The organism is Paenibacillus sp. D9 (assembly GCF_001188365.1).
Classification (GTDB): Bacteria; Bacillota; Bacilli; order Paenibacillales; family Paenibacillaceae; genus Paenibacillus_O; species Paenibacillus_O humicus.
The window spans coordinates 543,195-564,337 of the sequence record NZ_JZEJ01000001.1; the positions used below are offsets into that span (position 1 = coordinate 543,195).

At 58.1% G+C, this 21,143-nt stretch carries 26 protein-coding genes and 1 tRNA gene; all 27 read left to right on the top strand.

The annotated features are described in order from the left end of the window. Positions 1-25 precede the first annotated feature (25 nt). The 27 genes from VE23_RS26915 (at position 26) to VE23_RS02620 (ending at position 21,141) form a co-directional block, all read left to right on the top strand. Positions 26-184 (top strand): hypothetical protein, encoded by a 159-nt coding sequence (locus VE23_RS26915; protein WP_021878400.1) that lies wholly within the window; start codon positions 26-28, stop codon positions 182-184. Positions 185-264: 80 nt separating this feature from the next. Beyond that, the gene (gene ypeB, locus VE23_RS02500) at positions 265-1,611 is read left to right on the top strand and encodes a germination protein YpeB (RefSeq protein ID WP_048745510.1); all 1,347 of its coding nucleotides are present in this window, start codon (positions 265-267) and stop codon (positions 1,609-1,611) included. A 92-nt stretch (positions 1,612-1,703) separates the two neighbouring features. Beyond that, complete coding sequence (locus VE23_RS02505; RefSeq protein WP_174806338.1) at positions 1,704-2,354, top strand: flagellar brake protein; 651 nt, start codon at positions 1,704-1,706, stop codon at positions 2,352-2,354. A 79-nt stretch (positions 2,355-2,433) separates the two neighbouring features. After that, a complete protein-coding gene (locus tag VE23_RS26310) occupies positions 2,434-2,589 on the top strand; it encodes a hypothetical protein (RefSeq protein WP_157053894.1) in 156 nt (51 codons plus the stop codon). Positions 2,590-2,707: 118 nt separating this feature from the next. Beyond that, on the top strand, positions 2,708-3,415 hold the full coding sequence (gene cmk / locus VE23_RS02510) for a (d)CMP kinase (protein WP_048745513.1): 708 nt from the start codon (positions 2,708-2,710) through the stop codon (positions 3,413-3,415). Then, entirely contained in the window at positions 3,412-3,984 is a 573-nt protein-coding gene (locus VE23_RS02515) for a lysophospholipid acyltransferase family protein (protein ID WP_048745515.1), read from the top strand. Before cmk ends, VE23_RS02515 begins: the two co-directional genes overlap by 4 nt. 127 nt (positions 3,985-4,111) lie before the next feature. Next, positions 4,112-5,362, top strand: coding sequence for a 30S ribosomal protein S1 (rpsA, locus tag VE23_RS02520; RefSeq protein WP_048745518.1), 1,251 nt, complete (start codon positions 4,112-4,114; stop codon positions 5,360-5,362). Positions 5,363-5,514: 152 nt separating this feature from the next. Then, positions 5,515-6,153: a YphA family membrane protein gene (locus VE23_RS02525; RefSeq protein WP_049867221.1), complete on the top strand. Its 639-nt coding sequence runs from the start codon at positions 5,515-5,517 to the stop codon at positions 6,151-6,153. Positions 6,154-6,155: 2 nt separating this feature from the next. Beyond that, a complete protein-coding gene (locus VE23_RS02530; protein ID WP_048745523.1) occupies positions 6,156-7,082 on the top strand; it encodes a YIEGIA family protein in 927 nt (308 codons plus the stop codon). After that, entirely contained in the window at positions 7,075-7,257 is a 183-nt protein-coding gene (locus VE23_RS02535) for a capping complex subunit for YIEGIA (RefSeq protein WP_049867222.1), read from the top strand. The genes VE23_RS02530 and VE23_RS02535 overlap by 8 nt, the downstream gene beginning before the upstream one ends. Before the next feature lie 100 nt (positions 7,258-7,357). Next, entirely contained in the window at positions 7,358-8,680 is a 1,323-nt protein-coding gene (gene der / locus VE23_RS02540; protein ID WP_048745527.1) for a ribosome biogenesis GTPase Der, read from the top strand. Positions 8,681-8,692: 12 nt separating this feature from the next. Then, a complete protein-coding gene (gene plsY, locus VE23_RS02545) occupies positions 8,693-9,292 on the top strand; it encodes a glycerol-3-phosphate 1-O-acyltransferase PlsY (protein WP_048745530.1) in 600 nt (199 codons plus the stop codon). Between the two features lie 8 nt (positions 9,293-9,300). Next, positions 9,301-10,332 (top strand): NAD(P)H-dependent glycerol-3-phosphate dehydrogenase, encoded by a 1,032-nt coding sequence (locus VE23_RS02550; RefSeq protein ID WP_048745531.1) that lies wholly within the window; start codon positions 9,301-9,303, stop codon positions 10,330-10,332. Between the two features lie 118 nt (positions 10,333-10,450). Further along, a complete protein-coding gene (locus VE23_RS02555) occupies positions 10,451-10,726 on the top strand; it encodes a stage VI sporulation protein F (protein ID WP_127506639.1) in 276 nt (91 codons plus the stop codon). A 142-nt stretch (positions 10,727-10,868) separates the two neighbouring features. Then, on the top strand, positions 10,869-11,057 hold the full coding sequence (locus tag VE23_RS02560; RefSeq protein WP_021879539.1) for a DUF2768 family protein: 189 nt from the start codon (positions 10,869-10,871) through the stop codon (positions 11,055-11,057). A gap of 17 nt (positions 11,058-11,074) precedes the next feature. Beyond that, positions 11,075-11,371, top strand: coding sequence for a 2Fe-2S iron-sulfur cluster-binding protein (locus VE23_RS02565; protein ID WP_048745532.1), 297 nt, complete (start codon positions 11,075-11,077; stop codon positions 11,369-11,371). Between the two features lie 30 nt (positions 11,372-11,401). After that, positions 11,402-11,770, top strand: a complete 369-nt coding sequence (locus VE23_RS02570; protein WP_127506568.1) for a 2Fe-2S iron-sulfur cluster-binding protein — start codon at positions 11,402-11,404, stop codon at positions 11,768-11,770. A 19-nt stretch (positions 11,771-11,789) separates the two neighbouring features. Next, positions 11,790-12,557 carry a hypothetical protein gene (locus tag VE23_RS02575; protein WP_157053895.1) on the top strand — a complete coding sequence of 256 codons (768 nt, stop codon included), beginning with the start codon at positions 11,790-11,792 and terminating at the stop codon, positions 12,555-12,557. A 274-nt stretch (positions 12,558-12,831) separates the two neighbouring features. Continuing rightward, positions 12,832-14,310, top strand: a complete 1,479-nt coding sequence (spoIVA, locus tag VE23_RS02580; RefSeq protein ID WP_048745534.1) for a stage IV sporulation protein A — start codon at positions 12,832-12,834, stop codon at positions 14,308-14,310. Between the two features lie 285 nt (positions 14,311-14,595). Next, positions 14,596-15,708: a sugar ABC transporter substrate-binding protein gene (locus VE23_RS02585; protein WP_021879535.1), complete on the top strand. Its 1,113-nt coding sequence runs from the start codon at positions 14,596-14,598 to the stop codon at positions 15,706-15,708. Positions 15,709-15,844: 136 nt separating this feature from the next. Continuing rightward, positions 15,845-17,335, top strand: a complete 1,491-nt coding sequence (locus VE23_RS02590) for a sugar ABC transporter ATP-binding protein (RefSeq protein ID WP_049869606.1) — start codon at positions 15,845-15,847, stop codon at positions 17,333-17,335. After that, the gene (locus VE23_RS02595; protein ID WP_049867223.1) at positions 17,332-18,318 is read left to right on the top strand and encodes an ABC transporter permease; all 987 of its coding nucleotides are present in this window, start codon (positions 17,332-17,334) and stop codon (positions 18,316-18,318) included. The genes VE23_RS02590 and VE23_RS02595 overlap by 4 nt, the downstream gene beginning before the upstream one ends. Positions 18,319-18,495: 177 nt before the next feature. Then, a complete protein-coding gene (locus VE23_RS02600; RefSeq protein WP_048745535.1) occupies positions 18,496-18,771 on the top strand; it encodes an HU family DNA-binding protein in 276 nt (91 codons plus the stop codon). A 257-nt stretch (positions 18,772-19,028) separates the two neighbouring features. Further along, a tRNA-Pro gene (locus tag VE23_RS02605) sits at positions 19,029-19,105 on the top strand. 91 nt (positions 19,106-19,196) lie between these two features. After that, positions 19,197-19,418 carry a trp RNA-binding attenuation protein MtrB gene (mtrB, locus tag VE23_RS02610; RefSeq protein ID WP_076357080.1) on the top strand — a complete coding sequence of 74 codons (222 nt, stop codon included), beginning with the start codon at positions 19,197-19,199 and terminating at the stop codon, positions 19,416-19,418. 211 nt (positions 19,419-19,629) lie between these two features. Further along, positions 19,630-20,163, top strand: coding sequence for a hypothetical protein (locus tag VE23_RS02615; RefSeq protein WP_021879529.1), 534 nt, complete (start codon positions 19,630-19,632; stop codon positions 20,161-20,163). A 105-nt stretch (positions 20,164-20,268) separates the two neighbouring features. After that, the gene (locus VE23_RS02620; protein ID WP_049867224.1) at positions 20,269-21,141 is read left to right on the top strand and encodes a heptaprenyl diphosphate synthase component 1; all 873 of its coding nucleotides are present in this window, start codon (positions 20,269-20,271) and stop codon (positions 21,139-21,141) included. Positions 21,142-21,143: the final 2 nt, after the last annotated feature.

The window sequence follows — 21,143 nt, forward strand, 5'->3', positions numbered from 1 at the left end:
GCTCAATGCGGGAGGACGCAAGCATATGGATGAGGCAAGAGTGAAGATCAGCATTCGCTGCCGGCTCTGCGGAGAGAAATTCGTTCTTCGCGGCCGCAGGGACCAGGGAAGAGTCGATACCGGCTTCAAGCAATGCCTGTGCAGCAATACCGATGATTTCGAAATCGAAGAGCTGCCGGTATAAAGTCATAGCCCCATGCATAAAGCTCCTTTCCTTCAACCAAACTAACACCAGGTTTGGCATAAGAAAGGAGCTTTTGCCGTATGTACCAACGTTTAAGCCGTGTGCTTTTTCCCGTTATGACGCTGCTTTTTGTCGGCGCGATCTATTGGGGCTACCAGGAGCATCAAGAGAAGAATTCAGTCTTGGTCAAGGCGGAGAACCAGTATCAGAAAGCATTCCATGAATTGAGCTATCATGTGGACCAGCTCCATCACCAGCTCGGCAGCACGCTGGCCGTCAATGCCGCCTCCCAGGGCTACCAGCGCAAAAGCCTCGTCAATGTGTGGAGACTGACCAGCCAGGCGCAGAGCGAGATCAACCAGCTGCCGGTCAGGATGATTCCTTTCAATAAAACCGAGGACTTCCTGTCGCATATTTCGAATTTCGCCTACAAGGCATCCATGCGGGATTTGACGAAGCAGCCGCTGAGCGACGGCGAGATGAGCACGATGAAAACCTTGTATGCAAAATCGGCCGAGATCGCCCACGAGCTCGGAAAAGTGCAGGATAAAGTGCTCCAGGACAAGCTCCGTTGGATGGATGTCGAATTGGCGATGGCCGCCGACAAGCAGAAATCCGGCAACGTCATCGTCGACGGATTCAAGGACGTCGATTCCCGGATGGACAAAATGGCTTCGGTCGATTGGGGACCGACGGTAAGCGGCTTGTATGAGAAGAGATCCGTGAGCATGCTGAGCGGCAGGCCCGTTACCGCCGAGGAGATCAAAACCAAGGCGGCCAGGTTCCTCGACATGCCTTCGACGGAAGGCATCCGGGTCGTCGAGAACGGCAAGGACACCAACTATAAATCCTTCTCCGCCGTCGTCAAGGAAAAGGGGACAGGCAAAAACATCGCGATGGACTTTACTTCCCGCGGAGGCGATCTGATCTGGTTCGTCCATCCCCGCGATGTGGCCGACAAGAAGATCGGCATGAAGGAAGCCCGCGACAAAGCCGATGAATTCCTGGACAAGCACGGCTACAAGAAAATGACGCCCGTCACCTACGACGAATACGGCAAGGAAGCGGTATTCACTTATGTAGGTAACGACAACGGCGTGCTGATCTATCCGGACAAGCTCAGCGTGAAGGTCGCGTTGGACAAAGGCGATGTGATCGGCCTGCAGGCTAGCGACTATGTCTTCTCGCACAAGGAGCGCAAGCTCGGCAAGCCGGCGATGACGGAGGCCAAGGTGCGCGGCGGCCTGAGCGAGGCGATGAAAAAGTCGCCGGCCAAGCTGGCCCTGATCAAGAACGACGACAATCAGGAAGTGCTCTGCTACGAATTCAAAGGCGAGAGCAACGGCACCAAATACCGCATCTACCTGAATGCGGACAGCGGGCTCGAGGAAGCGGTGGAGGAACTGCCTGGAGAGAGCCGCTCCTAGACCGCCTTCCAGGCAAAAAAGCCCATTTTTCGATATGGCTCCCCATCATCCGACATGCTATAATCATGGCATTACGGGAGGGGGAGCCTATTTTGCTGCCTAGGGTTAACGAAAATCTATATATTCAAGTGGCTTCTTCCGACGAAGAAGAAGCTCAGATGGTCTTCAAGTCCCGGATCGCGGACGAGGATGCCGAGGCCATATACATCGAGGTTCCGCTTCATGAGCCCAGCCGCAAGCTGAAAAAGCTTTATATCGGGGACGAGCTTTCGGCCCATGTCATCAGCTCGGAAGGCATCAAGCATTATTTCAACTCCCATGTTCTCGGCTTCCGGGAAGACGTCATCCGCCTCGTTCGAATCCGCAAGGCCGATCCCGACAGCATGACGAAAATCCAGAGGCGCAGCTTCCTGCGGGTGCCGGCCGATCTGGAGCTTGCGGTGTCCATCCGCGGCCGCATCCGGTTCGTGGCGATGACGGACGATATCGGCGGCGGTGGCATCTCGTTCCTCTGCGACAAGGCCAAGCCGGTCGAGCAGGGAATGGAGCTGGAGTGCTGGCTGCTCGTGCCCTACAAGAACGGGACGCTTGAGCATGCCTTCTTCAAGGGCGAAATTGTCCGTGTCGACATGACGGAGACGGGCAAGAAGCAGGCGATGATCAAATTCACGACGATCTCGGAGCCGGACCGGCAAAGGATCATCCGTTTCTGCTTCGAACGGCAATTGGAATTCCGGAAGTAATCTCGTTCCCGGGCATACATAACGGAGTTTTTAATGGGCAACATAGGCCTATATTCCTACGATTGGAAGGGATGGGCCGATGAGGAGGATGGAGGACAAGGTCACTTGGGGACTTGCCGCATGCGCTCTTCTTCTGTTCGCCGCTTTGCTGGCCGTCCAGGCTGCCGCATGCCTGCTTCCCGACCGGGGGGATATCGTCAGCCGCCGCAGCCAGGAGGGGGAGGAATTCCGATAGACGGTTACTGTTTTGCATCCAACAGTCGACTGTGATATAATTATTTGGCAGGCACAGCCTGCTTTTTTACTGATTTTGAACGAGAAATTCTCATGGACATCGCTTGGAGGAACGCCCTTTGAGTACCCATCACGACGGGGGAGGCGAGCGCATCAACATCGCGATCGACGGACCCGCCGGTGCCGGCAAGAGCACCGTTGCCCGGAGCGTTGCCGAGGCATTAGGCTATATTTATATCGATACTGGCGCCATGTACCGCGCAGTTACATGGAGCGCGCGTAACGCCGGCATCGACATCGGCGACGACGGCGCGCTGGCGGAACATGCGGAGGGGCTGGACATTTCCTTGGCTCCGGGACCCGACGGCCAGATCGTCTTGCTGAACGGAGAGGATATCACGGCCTTGATCCGCTCGAGGGACATCAATCTGAATGTTTCCCAAGTCGCGGCCAACGATCGGGTCCGGATGCTGCTGGCGGACAAGCAGCGCAAGCTCGCGGACGGCAAGGGCGTCGTCATGGACGGCCGGGACATCGGCTCGCATGTGCTGCCGGATGCCGAGCTCAAGATCTATCTGACGGCCAGCGTCGAGGAAAGGGCGCTCAGAAGGTTCCGAGAGACGGATCCCGCTTCGGGGCTGACGCTTCAGCAGCTGGAGAAGGAGATCGAGGAGAGGGACCGCAAGGACATGCAGCGCGCCGTTTCGCCTCTGATCCGCACGCCGGATCATATTCTGGTGGATACGACCGGCATTTCTGCCAGCGGGGTCATCGACACGATCGCATCGCTCAGCCGCAAAAAACTGGCGGAGGCGAACTTGCCATGATCTATACCTTTTGCCGCGCTGTCCTGAGAGGCGCCTACGCCCTGCTGTTCCGTCTCGAAGCCAGGGGACTGGAGAACATACCAGCCGATGGGCCTGTCATTCTCTGCTCCAACCACATCAGCAATTTCGATCCGCCGACTGTCGGCATCAAGCTCAGCCGCAAGGTCCACTATATGGCTAAGGCCGAGCTGTTCGACGTGCCGCTGTTCGGCCCCTTGATCAGGGCTCTGGGCGCATTCCCCGTCAAGCGCGGCGGAGTGAGCAAGGACTCCATCAAGACGGCGATCGCGCTTCTCAAGGAAGGCAGCGTCATGGGCATCTTCCCCGAAGGAAGCCGCAACAGCGGAGGCGACGCGGCCAAAAAAGGCGCGGCCATGATCGCCATGCGCAGCGGAGCGGTCGTCATACCGGTCGCCATCTCGGGGTCTTACAAGTTGTTCCGCAAGACGGTCGTCTCCTACGGCAAGCCAGTGGACTTATCCGAATTCATGAATTCATCCGGAGATGCGCTGGAACAGGTGACCAGAGCCATCATGATGCGAATCGAAGAACTGCGCAAGCAAGCGTAAGCATGTTTTATTCCCTTGTTCCTGTCAGGGTAGGGATCCATCGGGAGCCCAAGTTCCCGCCCTTCCGTTTCAATGGTGCAATATGGGTTTAAATAAAGTTGGGGTATGAACTGAGGAGGTTATTTCAATGTCAGAAGAAACAAAGATCCAGGACTCTGTCCAAGAATCTCAGCAAGGTCTTAGCCAAGATGAGCTTGAGAACATCGTTTCCCTCAAAAAGGGCGACATCGTGACCGGCACGATTGTGAAAGTTGAAGACAACCAGGCAACCGTAAGCCTAGGTTATAAATATGACGGTGTCGTTCCGCTGCGCGAGCTCAGCTCCGTACAACTGGACAGCGCCAATGACGCGGTGAAGCTCGGCGAGGAAATCACGCTGAAGGTCATCACGATCGACGACGAGAAGGAGAAGCTCGTTCTCTCCAAGAAAGCCGTCGACGGCGAAAAGGCTTGGGATTCCCTGCAAGCCCAATTCGAAGCTGGCGAAGTTCTTGAAGTTACCGTGGCTGACGTCGTCAAGGGCGGTCTCGTCGTCGACGTAGGCGTGCGCGGCTTCATTCCGGCTTCCATGGTGGAGCGTCATTTCGTCGAGGACTTCAAAGACTACAAGGGCCGTACCCTGAACGTCAAGATCAAGGAAATCGACCGCGAAAACAACAAAATCATCCTCTCCGCCAAAGATGTCTTGGAGCAGGAATTCGAGAAAAACAAGCAAAACGTCATTTCCGGCCTTGAAGTCGGCCAAGAGCTTGACGGAACGGTTCAACGCCTGACTCCGTTCGGCGCGTTCGTCGATATCGGCGGCGTTGACGGTCTTGTTCACGTTTCCGAAATGTCCTGGCAGCATGTTGCGCATCCGAAGGATGTCGTAACGGAAGGCCAATCCGTCCGCGTCAAAGTCCTCAAGCTGGACCCTAACGCCGGCAAAATCAGCCTCAGCATCAAAGCTGCCCAACCGGGACCTTGGGAATCCGTAAGCGGCCAATTCAAAACGGGCGACATCGTAACGGGTACCGTTCGCCGCCTCGTAACCTTCGGGGCTTTCGTTGAGATCGCTCCTGGAGTGGAAGGCCTCGTTCATATTTCCCAAATCGCTCACCGCCACGTGGCGACTCCTCAGGAAGTGCTCAAGGAAGGCCAAGAAGTTCAAGCCAAAATCCTTGACTTCAACCCGTCCGAGAAGCGCGTAAGCCTGAGCATCAAAGAAACGGAAGAAGCTCCGGAGCAAGCTCCGCGCGCCGAGCGTCCTCAGCGCGAGCGTTCCGACCGCGGCGGATTCAAGGAGAAGATCGACAACCCGAACGTCTCCCTGAGCAACCAAAGCATGAGCTTCAACCTTGGCGAGCGCTTCGGCGACAAGCTGAGCAAATTCAAGTGATCCAGGCGATGCAGCCCCGCGCTTCTCGTGCGCTAGGGCCGCATCGGCTCGAAAGCCTTTCCGATTCAGGTCGGAAAGGCTTTTTTATTTGCTTCCGCTCCGCGATTCAAACCTCGGCACTTCGCGCATAATACGCGTAGGAGGTGCAGGCAATGAGTGGAATGGAAGAAGGATTTCTGGCATTGGAGCTCGCAGCCGTCTGGCTCATCCTGCTTGCGACCGGCTGGAACAAGGAAGCGGCTGGAGGACTGGGCTGGAGGATGGCGGCGGCAGGCATCGCCGGCATGATCATGCTGTCCCGGATCGAGGTTGATCTGCCATGGGGCTTGAGGGCAAGCGCGTCGGCCGCTGCCCTGCTGCTGGCCTGCCTGGCGGTCTGGCGGCTCGGAGTTCCGCGCGGAGACCGCTTCTATACGGCGGGCTGCGCCCTGCTTCTGGGGCTGCTTATGGCATGGATGAACACAATGTATGCTTCAAGCCCGCTGCTGACCGTCGTGAGGGCGGGCTGGGACATTCCGATCTTATGCGGCATGCTCGCTGCCCTGCTCTCTCTGCGGGCGGCCAATCAATTGGTCATTATCGCCGTGGGCTACTGGATCGCCTCGGTTTTTCCCGCATGGCTTCCCTCAACGATTGGTGCCGCGTCCGTCATCGGCAAGGCCGGCTGGTGGGACGGCTTTGCCGCAGCCGCAGCGTCATGCCGTCTTCTGACCGTTGTCATTTCCGCGGCAGCGTCCGGATTCTCGCGCTTGTTCGTTCAGCGGATGGATAACAGGGAAGGGGATATATGAGGATGGACGACTTGTCGAATTACTTGCATGAGCATCGAATGGTCGTCGGCGTGATGGCCGGCATCGCCTTCGGCTTGCTTGCCCGGATCCTGCTGCTGCGCACGGATTACAGGCAGTATCCCACTTACCCGCACGGCCAGATCATCCATATCTCGCTCGGAGTGATCGCCTCGGCGCTTGGAGCGGTGGCGGTTCCGGCTCTTTACCAGAAAAACCTGACGGCCCTCACCTTTCTGACGGTTGCCGCCCAGCAGTTCCGCGAGGTGCGCAATATGGAAAGGGAGACGCTGAGCAAGATGGATTCCATGGAAATCGTCTCCAGAGGGACTTCGTACATCGAGGGGATCGCTATGGTTTTCGAAGGCCGCAATTATCTGGTCATCATGGCCGCCATGGCCGCCAGCCTGTTCGCCGTCGCTTTCAATCTCTGGATCGGGATCGCAGGAGGATTGCTGTCCTTAATTATCGTTTGGAAATTGAAGTCCGGAAAATCGATCTCTGCCATTGCGGATATTATTCCCGGCAAGGTCAGGATCGAAGGTCCGGATCTCTATGTCGACAACATCTATATCATGAATGTCGGGCTGCAGAGCAATCGGGACATCATCGCGAAGCATGGCCTTGGTCTCATCGTCAAGCCCCGCAGCGCCAACGGCCGGGTCACCTTGTCGAATCTTGGACAGAGGCAGGCGATTCTCTACGATCTGTCCACGATTCTCGGCCTCCATAGCGACACAGGGGAGCCGGCCCTGGTGCCTCTGGCCAAGCTGGATTTGGACAGCGGCTGCCTCGGCGTCTTCATCATTCCGCATGAGCGAGACCTGTCCAAGGCGTGCGAAATCGCCGGGCGTGTCCCGCTGCTGGAGATGGCGGTCCGAATGCCGTCCAAAGCGGGAGTCAACCAGGGGGAGGGCGGATCGAATGGCTAGCATTGTCGCCATTATCAGCACCAGCCATGAATCCGTGGCTGGCGGAGCTCCGATCTTTATTGAGAAAGATGCTGAAAAAGCCCAGGAAACGGCATTTTTCCTGGAGAAGATCATGGACGCGACCGCGCATGATCTGAAAAACGGATCGTTCATCCTGGTGGACAGAAGCCGGTAGGCGAACCCTGCGTTTCCATAGGAAACCATTGAAAAGTTAGCCAACCAGGCTGTTTTTTGCTATGATGGATGGCGTGAGTATTTTTGAGAGGGTGTATACTATGGCAAGACCCGTTATAGCCATCGTGGGCAGGCCTAATGTGGGGAAATCCACGATCTTCAACCGGGTCATAGGCGACCGCCTGGCTATCGTTGAGGATAAACCTGGCGTCACGCGTGACCGGATCTATGGAACCGGTGAATGGAATGGAAGATCGTTCAGCATCGTCGATACAGGCGGCATCGAGATCGACGGCGAAGACGAAATCATGAAATCAGTCCGGATGCAGGCTGAACTGGCTGTCGAGGAAGCGGATGTCATCATCTTCATGGTCGACGCCAAAACCGGACTTACCCTTGCGGATGAAGAAGTGGCTCAAATGCTGTTCCGTTCGCGCAAGCCGGTTGTCGTAGCCGTCAACAAGGTGGACAATCAGGGCCGGATGGAAGACATTTATGAGTTCTTCGGACTCGGCTTCGGAAGCCCGATCGCCATTTCCGGTTCCCATGGCACCGGCATCGGCGACCTTCTGGACGAAGCCGTATCGAAGCTTCCCGAACTGGAAGAAGATCATTACGACGAGGATGTCATCAAGGTCGCCTTGATCGGCAGGCCGAATGTCGGCAAGTCCTCGCTCGTCAACGCGCTGCTCGGCGAAGAGCGCGTTATCGTCAGCGATGTGGCGGGAACGACCCGCGACGCGATCGACACCCCGTTTGAGAAGGACGGCCAGCGTTATGTTCTTATCGATACGGCCGGCATGCGCAAGCGCGGCAAAGTGTACGAAACGACGGAGAAATACAGCGTCATGAGATCGCTCAAGGCGATCGAGCGGGCGGATGTCGTTCTGATCCTGATCAATGCCGAGGAAGGCATCATCGAGCAGGACAAGCATATAGCCGGTTATTCCCATGAAGCCGGCAAGGCTTCCATTTTCGTCGTCAACAAGTGGGACGCGGTGGACAAGGACGACAAGTCGATGCAGCATTTCACGCAGAACATCCGGGATCACTTCCTGTTCATGTCGTATGCGCCGATCGCTTTCCTGTCCGCTCTTACGAAGTCGCGCCTGCACAAGCTGCTTCCGATCATCAACCATGTATCCGAGCAGCATTCCCTGCGCATACAGACCCATCTTCTCAATGACGTCATTTCCGATGCGGTCGCGATCAACCCTCCTCCTACGGACAAGGGCCGCCGTCTGCGCATCAACTACGTCACGCAAGTAGCCGTAAGGCCGCCGACGATCGTCATCTTCGTCAATGCGCCGGAGATCATGCACTTCTCCTACGAACGCTACCTGGAGAACAAAATACGCGCCGCGTTCGACTTCGAGGGCACGCCGATCCGTCTGTTCACGCGTCGGAAGTCGGATGAGGACTAGGGGAGAAGAACGTTGCTCATATCCATCCTTGCGATTGCAGCGAGCTATCTGCTCGGCTCGGTTTCCTTCAGCATACTGATTGGACGGTATGTGAAGGGCATTGATATCCGCCAGCATGGAAGCGGCAACGCGGGAGCGACCAATACGCTCCGCGTGCTCGGCAAAGGCCCCGGCATCGCCGTCTTCCTGCTGGACATCGCCAAAGGCGTCTGCGCCGTCCTGCTGGGGCAGCTGCTCGTCCCGGACTCGGACTGGGTGCCCGCCATTTGCGGACTGGCCGCGATCATGGGCCATAACTGGCCGCTTTATTTCCGCTTCAAGGGAGGCAAAGGAATCGCCACGACAGTAGGAGCACTCGTCGTTCTGTCGTTCCTTCCCTGCCTGATCGCCGGCATCATTGCGATCGCGGTCATCGCTCTGACCCGCTACGTTTCGCTCGGCTCGCTCGTCTTCGCTTTGTTGACGCCATTATTCATTTTCTTCCTCGAAGGCGCCGAGCCGGCGTTATGGGCAGCGATGCTGTTATGCTTATTCGCTTTTGTCCGCCATCGGACCAATATCGTCAAGCTGGCGCGCGGCCAGGAAAACAAGCTCGGAACGAAGAAAGGGTGAGCAGCACAATGCCGACAAATGCGGAAACCAACGGTCGGCGGCGCCTCCGCGTAGCGGTACTTGTCGCAGGCAGCTGGGGAACGGCGCTGTCTTCGGTGCTTGCGGACAACGGTCATGAGGTGACCATATGGACCCGCAGCGCCGGACAGGCGGAGGAGATCAGCCAGCGCCGCACCAACTCCCGTTATTTGCCCGATATTCCGCTGGCGGCTGCGCTCCGCGCGACGACGGACATGAAGGAAGCTCTTCGCGAAGCCGAGCTGGTGCTGTTCGCAGCCCCTTCCTCGGCAATGCGGGAAGTAGCAGCCGCCGCGGCGGGGTCGATCGGCCCGGACGCCGTCATCGTCCATGCCACCAAAGGATTTGAAGCGGAGACGCTGGAGCGCATGTCCCAGGTGCTTGCGGGCGAGCTTGGAAGGGATGAGCGCGAAATCGTCGTGCTCTCCGGACCGAGTCACGCGGAGGAGGTCGTGCGCAAGCTGCCGACGACGGTTGTCGTCGCCTCGATCTTCCCTGGACCGGCCAAACGGGCGCAGGACGCCTTCATCAATTCCTGCTTCCGGGTCTACACCAACCCCGATGTCATCGGAGTCGAGGTCGCCGGCGCCATCAAGAACATCATCGCGCTGGGAGCCGGCCTCTCCGACGGACTCGGCTTTGGCGACAACGCCAAGGCGGCGCTGCTGACCCGCGGCTTGGCTGAAATCGGCCGGCTCGGCTCCGCGATGGGGGCGACGATGATGACGTTCGCCGGGCTTGCCGGAGTCGGCGACCTCATCGCGACCTGCACGAGCCCGCATAGCCGCAACTGGAGAGCGGGCTCGCTGCTCGCCAGCGGCCTGTCTCTGGACGAAGTGCTGGAGAAGGTCGGCATGGTCGTGGAAGGCGTGCGAACGACCCGCTTCGCCCGGACGCTCGCGGCGCGCTACGGCGTCGAGATGCCGATAACGGACCAGCTCTACGAGGTGCTCTTCGAGGGCAAGGATCCCCGCGAAGCGGTGGAGATGCTCATGCTGCGGGACCGCACCGGCGAACTGTAGTCCTTACCCGGCATCCGCCCTCACCCCCAGCGGCTTCTCCTCATAGGATGATGCTAGAGCGGTTATGCCGCCGGCTTCGGCCGGCGCTAGCCCCATCATTACTGGGGAGGCGACAATGGTGAGCAAACATTCGCCGAAGGATATTCTTGGAGCAGTCAACAAGAAAACCGGCAAAAACATTACAGAGAATCAGGTTAAAAAAATCGCCAGCGGAGTCACTCCGGAGACGATCCAGAGTGAGGAAGAGCTTCGCAAGCTGGTTAAGCAGGTTGCCTCCATGGCGAAGGTTCCGGTATCGGAGCAGACGATGAACGACATCGTCAAAGCCGTCAAGGCGAGCGGCATGAATATGGGCAACCTGGAAGCCCTGATGAAAATGATGATCAAGAAATAAGGACGCAGCGTTCCTGGAACGGCCTCGGACCGGCTGAGCTTCGGCTTGCCCGGTCCGTCGTTCCGGAGCGGCCGGGGACAAGCCTTTTGCAGGACGGCGGCATCGCTCGGAAAAGGTCCGGAGGAATGGAGAGGCAGAACAAATGCAACCGAGTCCGATGACCGTAATGTGGATCTCGCTGGCCGGAATCGGCCTGATGGTCATATCCGCATTGGTGATTACGTTCGCCCGCATGAAAACGAAGGGGATTCTGCGGGGCGTTCTGTCGCTGGCCGCATTCGCCATGCTGGTGTTCGGCTTTATTCTTGGCGTGTTTTCGATTATCGTCTGACCGGAGGGAATGCAACGATGATTACTCTCATCGGCCGCACGCGCTCTACGGACGCGGATGCCGTGAAAGGCCGCACGCTGCTTCAGCATGCGGTGGAGACCAAGGCGGAATGGGGCTACAACTGCAGCCGTGGTACATGCGCCCGCTGCCGCTGCCATGTCGATCAAGGCATGGAGCATCTGGAAGGCGTCACCGACGCCGAATGGGATCGTCTGGAGCCGGAAGAGCTGGATCAGGGCTTCCGATTGTCCTGCCAGGCGGTCGTGAACAGCGACGATGCGGTCATCGTCGTCCGGCACAAGCCTTATTTCTAACGAGAAAGCCTACATACAGGAGGCGGCGCGATCATGGCAGAGGCGACCTTTTGGCCATCCGGGAAGACCGTCAAGGTCAGGCCGGGCACGACGCTTCTGAGCGCTGCCAGGCAGGCGGGCCTCAGCGTTCCCGTCCGATGCGACGGCAAAGCCGCCTGCCTCATGTGCAAGATGTCGCTGCTTCCCGACCACGGGGATCAGGGACTTTCCCGCCTGAGCGAGGTGGAGCGCCGCAAGCTTGGAACCGACGGACATCAGCGGCTCGGCTGCCAGAGCAGGGTAACGGGCAATTGCCATGTCAGCATACCCGAAAGTCCGCTGAAAGCAGCTGTAAGACGTCAATTGGAGCGTCAGGCCGCTGAAGACGATGATGATTGGCTGCGGGGATTTCGAAGCTAATCCGAAGCAGGAGGATCGCATGATGGTGAATGAAGGAACCCTCGGCCGCCGGGCGGAGGGGCGCAAATGGCGAGGCATCGCGGGAGCCGCTGCCGCCGTGATGCTGGCGGCAAGCTTGTCCGGCTGCATGTATCCGCGAGAGCGCATGGCCGAGAGCCAGGCTCCATCGATGGACGTCGTTGCCGGGGTGCAGGCGGTGGTCGATCTTTATCAGCAGAAGAAAGGTCTTCTGCCGATCAAGAACGCCACGCAGGAAACGCCGGTCTACGAGAAGTTCGTCATCGACTTTCCCAAGCTGCAGCGGGAGAACTTCATGTCGGATCTGCCGGCGGCGTCGTTCGAGAAGGGCGGCAGCTATTACTTCCTGATCCAGAACGAGGAAAAGGACCCGACCGTGAAGCTGATGCCGCTGACGATCTTCCAGGCGGTGAACGACGTGCAGGGCTGGGTCGACCAGTACGGCCGCAGCCATGGAGGCTCGATCCCGGCGGCCGGCGAAGCTTATCCAGGCTACAGCAGGATCGACTTCAAAAAGCTGGGCCAGAAGGAGCCTTCCGTCCGCAGCCTGTATTCCGGCGGCGCCTTGACGTTCATGTTGAGCGACAAGGGACGGGTCTACGCCGATTACGGAAGCGACATGATGCGCTTCGTTCAGAAGCGCGGCCTCGACAAGGTGGGAGCGGATCTTGACCTGCGGCAGCTGCTGGCGGAGGACACCGACTTCGTGCCGGTCAAATCGCCGCCGTACAAGCTTGTCAATGGGGAACCTGCGGCCCAGCCCGAATAACAGATATAGGACGAGAGCCTTCTTGTCCCTTTTTCGCCAAGCGCGAGAGGGACGGAAGGTTCTTTTCTGTTAACCGGGGGCATATCAATCTATCTTGAAAGGGCTATGGATATCCGGACCGGGATGCAAGAATGTTGGACGCAACCGTCATAATCCGGAAGGATGGACAATAAGCTATTACTAGTCCACAGCATGTACGAGTTGCGTCGCTTGCCTACCCTCTTGACCGGTGGAAGGCGACGAACCGGATATTCGATTGGGAGGGGATCTGAAAGTGGAAAAAGTGGATATTTTCAAGGACATCGCGGAGCGTACCGGCGGAGACATCTACCTCGGCGTCGTCGGTGCGGTCCGAACAGGCAAGTCGACGTTCATCAAGCGATTCATGGAAACGACCGTACTTCCCAACATTACGAGCGAGGTGGACCGCGTCCGTGCGGTGGATGAGCTTCCGCAAAGCGCGGCAGGCAAGACGATCATGACGACGGAGCCTAAGTTCGTTCCGAACCAGGCTGTCCGCATTCATGTCGCCGAAGGCCTGGAAGTCAACGTCCGCCTCGTCGATTGCGTCGGATACGCTGTGGATGGCGCCAAAGGCTACGAGGACGAGAACGGCCCCCGGATGATCACGACGCCTTGGTTCGAGGAGCCGATTCCGTTCCAGGAAGCGGCGGAAATCGGAACCCGCAAGGTCATCCAGGAGCATTCCACTCTCGGCGTGGTCGTTACGACGGACGGCACGATTGCCGAAATTCCCCGCAGCTCGTATGTCGAATCCGAAGAACGGGTCATCGCCGAGCTGAAGGAAGTCGGCAAGCCGTTCGTGCTCATCATCAACTCCACCCGTCCGAAAAGCGATGAAGCCCTGCAGCTTCGCGGCGAGCTTCAAGCCAAATACGACATTCCGGTCATGACGCTGAGCGCGGCAACCATGGGCGAGGAGGAAGTGACCTCCGTCCTCCGCGAGGTGCTCTACGAGTTCCCTGTGCATGAGGTCAACGTCAACCTGCCCAGCTGGGTCATGGTGCTGAACGAAAGCCATTGGCTGAGAAGCAACTTCGAAAATTCGGTCCGCGATACGGTCCAGGACATCCGCAGGCTGCGCGATGTGGATCGTGTCGTCGCCCAATTCATGGAATACGACTTCATCTCCAGAGCCGGCCTCAGCGACATGAATATGGGGCAGGGCGTAGCGGAGATCGACCTGTACGCCCCGGATGAGCTGTACGACCAGATTCTGATGGAAGTGGTCGGCGTCGAAATCCGAGGCAAGGACCATCTGCTGCAGCTCATGCAGGATTTCACTCATGCCAAGCGGGAATACGACCGCTTCGCGGAAGCGCTGGAGATGGTCAAGACGACCGGCTACGGCATCGCGGCTCCGACCCTTGCCGAGATGCAGCTTGACGAGCCGGAGCTGATCCGTCAAGGCTCCCGCTTCGGGGTCAGGCTGAAGGCGACGGCGCCTTCCATCCATATGATTCGAGTGGACGTGGAATCGGAGTTCGCTCCGATCATCGGGACGGAGAAGCAAAGCGAGGAGCTCGTGAGATACCTCATGCAGGACTTCGAGAACGATCCGATCAAGGTATGGGATTCAGACATGTTCGGCCGTTCGCTGCATTCCATCGTGAGGGAAGGCATCCAGGGCAAGATTGCGATGATGCCCGACAATGCCCGCTACAAGCTGCAGGAAACGCTGGGAAGGATCATCAACGAAGGCTCCGGAGGCCTTATCGCGATCATTCTCTAATGAATTGTTGTTGAACGCCGGGGGGCTTATCGCCCTCCGGTTTTTTGCGTGCGCGGGAAGAGAGCGGTTGGACTATTTTTCTGGAATATTTTGGGGCGACAGCGCTTTAAACAAAAAAAGCTTGAATATTATTCGTGAAGTTCTATAATTATCCCTATCCAAAATATTCGAGCAATTTCGACGTCAAATCACTTAAATCCGATTGACATGCTTGGATAAAATGCTATGATGTTGCTTAACAAGCACATTCAGGAAGCTTGACATGACGGGGGAGGAAATACAGAGATGAACTGGGGCAAAAAATCACTGGTCGTTCTCGCAGCGGCAGCTTTATTGGGTACGGCCGCATGCGGGCAGAAAGGCAATAATTCCGAGGCGGACGGAGCGGGCGGAAGCGCGGCAGCCGGCAAATCGAACGGAATTCTCGCTACGCTCGGCGAAGGCAACGATTCGCTGAAGGGCAAAAAGATCGCGCTCATCATGCAGTTCAACGAAGGGGCGTTTTCCGCCCAATACGTTGCCGGCGTGAAGGAGCAGGTCGAGAGCTTCGGAGGCACGGTGCAGGTGCAGGCCTCGGGCAACAATCTGGCCGAGATGTCTTCCAAGCTTGAGGCTGCGGTCAACGGCGGCGTAGACGGCATCCTTACCGACCACGGAACGGCGGAAGCGCTGAAGTCCGGCGTAGAGAAAGCGGTCGGCAAGGGAATTCCGGTCGTAGCGTTCGATGCCGACATTACGGTGCCGGGAGTCACCGTGCTGCAGCAGAACGACCAGGATATGGCGGAAAAGTCGCTGGAGAAGCTGAAAACGGATATCGGCGGCAAAGGGAACATCGTCAAGGTGTGGGTTGCAGGCTTTGCGCCGATGGAAAGACGCCAGATTTCGTACAAGAAGTTCATGGATGCGAACCCGGATATCAAGGAGATCGCGCATTTCGGCACGGCGGACAAGCCGGCGCTGGATACGCAGAACCAGATGGAAGCCATCCTCAAGCAATATCCGAACAAAGGGGACATCGCCGCTGTATGGGCATCGTGGGATGAATTCGCCAAAGGAGCCGTCCGCGCCATCCAGCAAGCGGGCCGCAATGAAATCAAAGTCTACGGCATCGACATGAGCGACGAGGACCTCCAGATGATCCAGGATCCGAACTCGCCGTGGATCGCCTCGGTTGCCGTGGATCCGAAGGATATCGGCCGCGTGCAGGCGCGGTACCTGTACCAGAAGCTGCATGGCGACAAAACCGAAGACAAGGTCGTCCTTGATGCGGTTGCCGTCACCCGCGACGCATTGCCGAAGGACAAGAAGATCAACACGACCGAGCTGAGCGAGTATGTCGAGGGATGGGGCAAGAGCGAGCAGGGAATCGCCGATTGGATGGGCAAGACGGGCAATTAAGGGATAAGCAAGCAACGAACAAGCAAGCAACAAACAAACATAGAACAGACAAGCAAGAAAGGGTACAAGCAAGGAAGATTGCAACCAGATCGATGAACGGGAGGGATGAAGCTTGAGCCAGCCAAGCATGCTGTGCATGTCTGGGATATGCAAGTCCTTTTCCGGAGTTCCGGCATTGAAGGACGCCGGCCTTGAGGTGGCTGGAGGAGAGGTCCATGCTCTTCTCGGCGCCAACGGGGCAGGCAAAAGCACCCTGATCAAAATACTTTCCGGCGCGTACGGAGCCGACTCGGGCAGCGTGGAGATCGACGGGGGACCGGTCGTTCTCGGCGGTCCGGCCGAGGCGAAGGCGCTGGGCATCCACTGCGTCTACCAGGAAGTGGACACGGCGATCGTGCCGGCACTCAGCACGGCGGAGAACATCCTCCTCGACCGCCATGCGGCAAACGGCGCGGGACGATGGGTGAACTGGAAAGCGATGGCCGAAGAAGCCGGTGCCGCGCTGCAGCGGCTCGGCGTGGAGCTTCCGCTCCATAAGCCGGCCGGGGAGCTGTCCCTTGCGGAGAAGCAGCTGGTGCTCATTGCCCGCCTGTTAACGGAACGCGCACGATTCGTCATTCTGGACGAGCCTACGGCGCCGCTCAGCCTGGAGGAGGCTGAGCGGCTCTTCCGTGTCATCGAAGGGCTCAAGGCAAGCGGAATCGGCATCATCTTCATCACCCACCGGCTGCCGGAGGTGTTCCGGGTGAGCGACCGCATCACCGTCATGCGCGACGGCATGCGGGTCCTTACCGCAGACAAGAGGGATCTTACTCCCGAAGGCGTAGTGGAAGCGATGCTCGGACGCAAATTCGAGGAAGAGTATCCGAAGCTGGAGGCGGAAATCGGCGAAGTCGTTCTCGATGTCAACGGACTGCGGAGCGGGAGCCGGGTGAAGGATGTCAGCCTGAAGGTGCGGAGCGGCGAAATCGTCGCGGTCGTAGGGCTTGTCGGAGCAGGCAAGACCGAGCTGTCCCGAGCTCTCTTCGGCGCGGATTCCGTCGACGGCGGAACGATCCGCGCCGGCGGAAGACCTCTCAGGCTGAATCAGCCGGCCGACGCCGTAGCGGCGGGAATCGCCCTCGTGCCCGAGGAGAGAAGGCGGCAGGGCATTGTCGCGTCGGATTCCGTCCTGCGCAATCTCAGCCTCCCTTCCTTGAAGCGCTGGACGCGGCTCGGTTTTTTGGCTGGGCGCAAGGAGGAGGAGTCGGCCTCGGGCCTGATCTCTTCCCTGGGAATCAAGACGGCGGGCTTCCAGCAGATCATCGCCACGCTGAGCGGAGGCAACCAGCAGAAGGTCAGCATCGGCAAATGGATTCCGACGGAAGCGTCGGTATATCTGTTCGACGAGCCGACCAAGGGAGTGGACATCGGCGCCAAAAGCGATATCTTCCGCGTCATCGGCAATCTGGCCGCGCAGGGCAAGGCGATCCTGTACCTGACTTGCGAATTCCAGGAAGCCGTCGGCATCGCCGACCGGATTCTGGTCATGTATGACGGGGCGATCGTGAAGGAGTTCCCGAGAGGGCAAGCCTCTCTGGAGGAGCTGCTCATTGAAGCCAGCGGAGGAAGAGGAGGAACAGCATGAATTCCAGATCGGCCGATTTCATTTTCAAATATGGATCGCTTTTGGTCATCGGCATTGTCATTATTTTCTTTTCCATTTGGGACAAGCATTTCTTTACGTACGACAACCTGGCCTCGATTTTGAGGGCGATTTCGATTACGGCGTTCGTGGCGATCGGCGTCACGTTCTCACTGTCCGTGGACGGCTTCGACCTGTCGGTCGGCTCGACCGTATCGATCGTCATCGCTTTTTCGACAGCGCTCATGGTCTGGTATCAGATGCCGCTCGCAGTCGTCATTATCGGCTCGCTCCTGCTCGGAGCGGCGGTAGGGCTGGTCAATTCGCTCCTGATCGTAAGGGTGCGGATTCCGGATCTGCTCGCCACGCTCGCAATGATGTATATCGTCTCGGGCATCCAGCAAATATTCACCAAAGGCAATTCCATCTACAGCAACATGATCATGCCGGACGGCTCGACCGCTCCGGGTACGATTCCTTCGTCCTTCCTGTGGCTGGGGCAGGGCGAGCTGCTCGGCATCCCGGTTCCGGTCGTGCTGATGGCCGTCGCCTTCGTCGCCGTTTTCATCTTTTTCAAATACACGCGGATCGGACGCCAGATGGAAATGACCGGAGGCAACGAGGAAGCGGCCCGTCTATCCGGCGTAAGGGTGAAGCGCATCCGCACCGCGGCTTATGTGCTGTCGGGGTTGTTCGCGGCCATCGGCGGCCTGCTCTTCGCAGCCCGTACCGGCAGCGGCCAGTCCGGCGCCGGCGCTCCGATCCTCATGGAAGCGGTAGCGGCCGTCTTCGTCGGTTATTCGGTGCTGGGCAAAGGACGGCCTAACATTGTCGGCACCTTTTTCGGGGCCGTTCTGATCGGCGTGCTGCTGAACGGACTGACGATGATGAACGTTCCGTACTATTCCAACGACTTCATCAAGGGCGCCGTGCTGGTGCTCGCGCTGGCGATCACATTCATTCACCTGAACCGCAAAAGGGCTTGATTCCGCTTCTTTGAAACCGGTTTTTAAGCCGCTATCCAAGGGCTTTGTCCGGCCAAAAATAATCTTGTATTCCTCTTGTTGCTGGTATAGTATAAGTTTGTTCCGCTACAAAAGGTATATTTTTGCAGGAAACGGTAAAACAAGTGATAGGGTTAGTACCATTGGGAGGTGAGATCATTGAACAAGACCGATCTGATTGCCAAAGTATCCGAGCTGACCGAGCTGTCCAAAAAGGACGCGACGAAAGCGGTTGACGCGGTGTTCGACGCCATCTCCGACGCCCTTCAGGCAGGAGACAAAGTCCAGCTTGTCGGCTTCGGCAACTTTGAAGTTCGCGAACGCCAGGCACGCAAAGGACGCAATCCGCAGACGGGGGAAGAAATCGAAATCCCTGCGAGCAAGACGCCTGCCTTCAAGCCGGGCAAGTCCTTGAAAGACCTCGTATCCAGCTAATCCCTCCTTGCAGGGAGCCGTCCGAATGCTTCCGTTCGGACGTTTTATTTTTTTCCGGATCAGAGACGGATTCAAGGCCGGACAGGAGTTCAAGAGAGAGTCCCTGAACGATCCCAAGAACGGTTGCAAGCCCCTGCATGAGGATGCTATAATCGTTCCTGTGCCGAAGCGAAGGATAGCCGGACTCATTCTTTTTCTTCTTGCGGATTGCATGTCCGCAGCGCGAATGCAGCCGACGCAAGGCAGACCGATGTTGTCGGGGTATGGCGCAGCCTGGTAGCGCGCACCCTTGGGGTGGGTGAGGTCGCAGGTTCAAATCCTGTTACTCCGACCATACATATGTATCGCGAGCTGCTTTCCTGGAGTATCCGGGAGAGCAGTTTTTGATAGAAGCTTCTGAAATGAACAGTGAAGGAGGCATGGACATGGAAGCTCTCGAAGGAGATTACATTGTCATCAAGGCGAAGGATCAAGGCGTAACCGTCATCGGTCTCACTCGCGGAACGGATACGAAGTTTCATCACTCCGAGAAGCTGGACAAGGGAGAAGTCCTCATCGCCCAGTTCACGGATCATACATCCGCGATCAAGATCCGCGGACGCGCGACGATCATGACGCGGTACGGCACGGTCGAAGCCGGAGAATGAAGGACAGGCGGGAGCCTGTTTTTTTTTGCCATGTGGAGACGAGGATTCTCTTAAGCGTCGATGAAACCCGGCAGGAATAGGCATTGATGGCCCGGAGAGGCCGATTGCAGCCGAAGCTTGGACATGATTTGCGCCCGCTGCCCGTATACTGATCTCATAAGCGCTTGGAGCGTCAGTCGCTTCAGGCCGATAGGGCAGGAGGTGCGCGCTTATGCGTGCGGGAATCGGGATTCGGCTGGCTGCGGCCGGCTGCGCAGCTTTGGGGGCCGTTCTGTTGCTGTCCATCTTCCCTTCGCCCGGCGGGGTTGCCGCGGATAAGGAAAAAGCCGTGTTCCGCGTCCAGCAGCCCGCTCTGCTGGATCAAGGCAGCCTGGTGGACCGGCTCAGCGCGATGAGCCTGAAGAGGCGGATCACAAGGGTGGAATGGACCGGGTCGGTGCTCAAGATCGATCTTGACGGGCGAGGAGCGGCTCCGGGAGGAAGCGACTGGCTCGACGATATCCGCCAGCTGGCCGGCTTGAGCTTCGTGCAGGCTGCCAATGTAAGCCGCCTGCTGGTGCGCGTCGAGGACAGCGGAGGCACGCTGCTCGCAGCGGCGGATATGAGGCGTGCGGATCCATGGATGAATGCGGACCAGCTCAAGGACTGGAGCGATATCAATCCGTCCCAAAACAAGCTTTGGGCGTCGAGGCTTCGCCTTACCTACCATTCGGAATGGGCCGCCGAATCCGGCGGCAGGCAGTGAATCCGTCTTGACGGCGATGCCTGTGCTTAAACAATTCGATTGTGGTATAATAGTTTAGATTATTGAACGGTCAACTATCGGCCGTTATGTTCGGAGGCTTACCCGATGACACGATACCGAATTCCTGAACTTGCCAGCAAATACATCGACCATGAGATGATCAGGCGCCACGCGGCCTTGCCGGATTTTCCCGACAGCCGGATCCGCCTGCTGTTCGGATTCCTCAGCCAGCACAGGTTTGCGGCTGCCGCAAGCGAGCTGTATTCGCTTGCGGTTTCTCTCGTGCAGCTCGGGCTTGACACCCATGACCGCGTCGATACCGAAGCCGGGGATCGCGGCATCAAGGATATGCGCGAGCGCCAGCTTCGCGTGCTGGCCGGCGATTATTTCAGCAGCCGCTTCTACCAGCTGCTGGCCGGTGCGGGCCAGATCGATATGATCCGCCGCCTCAGCGGCTCGATCTGCGAGGCGAACAGGCTCAAGACCGGCCTGTACGTGCAGGCCAAGGACCATTCCCTGACAGCGGAGGAATATTTGGATCGGCACGCCGGCATCCGCAGCATCCTCTTTGACAGCTTTACGATTTTGCTGGAGGAAAAGATTCGTCCCCTTTGGAACGAGCTGCTGCTTACGCTGACGCGAATGGAAGTCCTGCAGGAGGAATGGTCTCGTTCGCTTCGAGAGCATGCTCTCGCGGGAAGCTGGGGCTACTGGCATGTGCTCGAGGCTGGTGCCGCGGAGGACCGGGAGCTGCTTCTGCAGCCGTCCGCTCCGGATTCCGCCGCAGCCAGGGACCTCATCGAGCGCTATCGGATCCAGACGCTGCTGGCGGACAAGCTTGCCGCTTGCGCCGACAAGTTCAGGACGCTGGCTGGGCGCATCGAGTCGGATCGCCTGGCGCAAGAAGTGCTGCTGATCGGCGACCGGCTGATGGCGGCTGCCGTACCGACTTCCCCAATGACCGGCGAGATGAGGTGACA

Excerpts from the sequence above, each read along its gene's own strand:
- VE23_RS26915 (WP_021878400.1), top strand. The coding sequence starts at position 26 with ATGGATGAGGCAAGAGTGAAGATCAGCATTCGCTGCCGGCTCTGCGGA.
- ypeB (WP_048745510.1), top strand. The coding sequence starts at position 265 with ATGTACCAACGTTTAAGCCGTGTGCTTTTTCCCGTTATGACGCTGCTT.
- VE23_RS26310 (WP_157053894.1), top strand. The coding sequence starts at position 2,434 with ATGAGGAGGATGGAGGACAAGGTCACTTGGGGACTTGCCGCATGCGCT.
- VE23_RS02515 (WP_048745515.1), top strand. The coding sequence starts at position 3,412 with ATGATCTATACCTTTTGCCGCGCTGTCCTGAGAGGCGCCTACGCCCTG.
- rpsA (WP_048745518.1), top strand. The coding sequence starts at position 4,112 with ATGTCAGAAGAAACAAAGATCCAGGACTCTGTCCAAGAATCTCAGCAA.
- VE23_RS02525 (WP_049867221.1), top strand. The coding sequence starts at position 5,515 with ATGAGTGGAATGGAAGAAGGATTTCTGGCATTGGAGCTCGCAGCCGTC.
- VE23_RS02530 (WP_048745523.1), top strand. The coding sequence starts at position 6,156 with ATGGACGACTTGTCGAATTACTTGCATGAGCATCGAATGGTCGTCGGC.
- VE23_RS02535 (WP_049867222.1), top strand. The coding sequence starts at position 7,075 with ATGGCTAGCATTGTCGCCATTATCAGCACCAGCCATGAATCCGTGGCT.
- der (WP_048745527.1), top strand. The coding sequence starts at position 7,358 with ATGGCAAGACCCGTTATAGCCATCGTGGGCAGGCCTAATGTGGGGAAA.
- VE23_RS02550 (WP_048745531.1), top strand. The coding sequence starts at position 9,301 with ATGCCGACAAATGCGGAAACCAACGGTCGGCGGCGCCTCCGCGTAGCG.
- VE23_RS02560 (WP_021879539.1), top strand. The coding sequence starts at position 10,869 with ATGCAACCGAGTCCGATGACCGTAATGTGGATCTCGCTGGCCGGAATC.
- VE23_RS02565 (WP_048745532.1), top strand. The coding sequence starts at position 11,075 with ATGATTACTCTCATCGGCCGCACGCGCTCTACGGACGCGGATGCCGTG.
- VE23_RS02575 (WP_157053895.1), top strand. The coding sequence starts at position 11,790 with ATGATGGTGAATGAAGGAACCCTCGGCCGCCGGGCGGAGGGGCGCAAA.
- VE23_RS02585 (WP_021879535.1), top strand. The coding sequence starts at position 14,596 with ATGAACTGGGGCAAAAAATCACTGGTCGTTCTCGCAGCGGCAGCTTTA.
- VE23_RS02590 (WP_049869606.1), top strand. The coding sequence starts at position 15,845 with ATGTCTGGGATATGCAAGTCCTTTTCCGGAGTTCCGGCATTGAAGGAC.
- VE23_RS02595 (WP_049867223.1), top strand. The coding sequence starts at position 17,332 with ATGAATTCCAGATCGGCCGATTTCATTTTCAAATATGGATCGCTTTTG.
- mtrB (WP_076357080.1), top strand. The coding sequence starts at position 19,197 with ATGGAAGCTCTCGAAGGAGATTACATTGTCATCAAGGCGAAGGATCAA.
- VE23_RS02615 (WP_021879529.1), top strand. The coding sequence starts at position 19,630 with ATGCGTGCGGGAATCGGGATTCGGCTGGCTGCGGCCGGCTGCGCAGCT.
- VE23_RS02620 (WP_049867224.1), top strand. The coding sequence starts at position 20,269 with ATGACACGATACCGAATTCCTGAACTTGCCAGCAAATACATCGACCAT.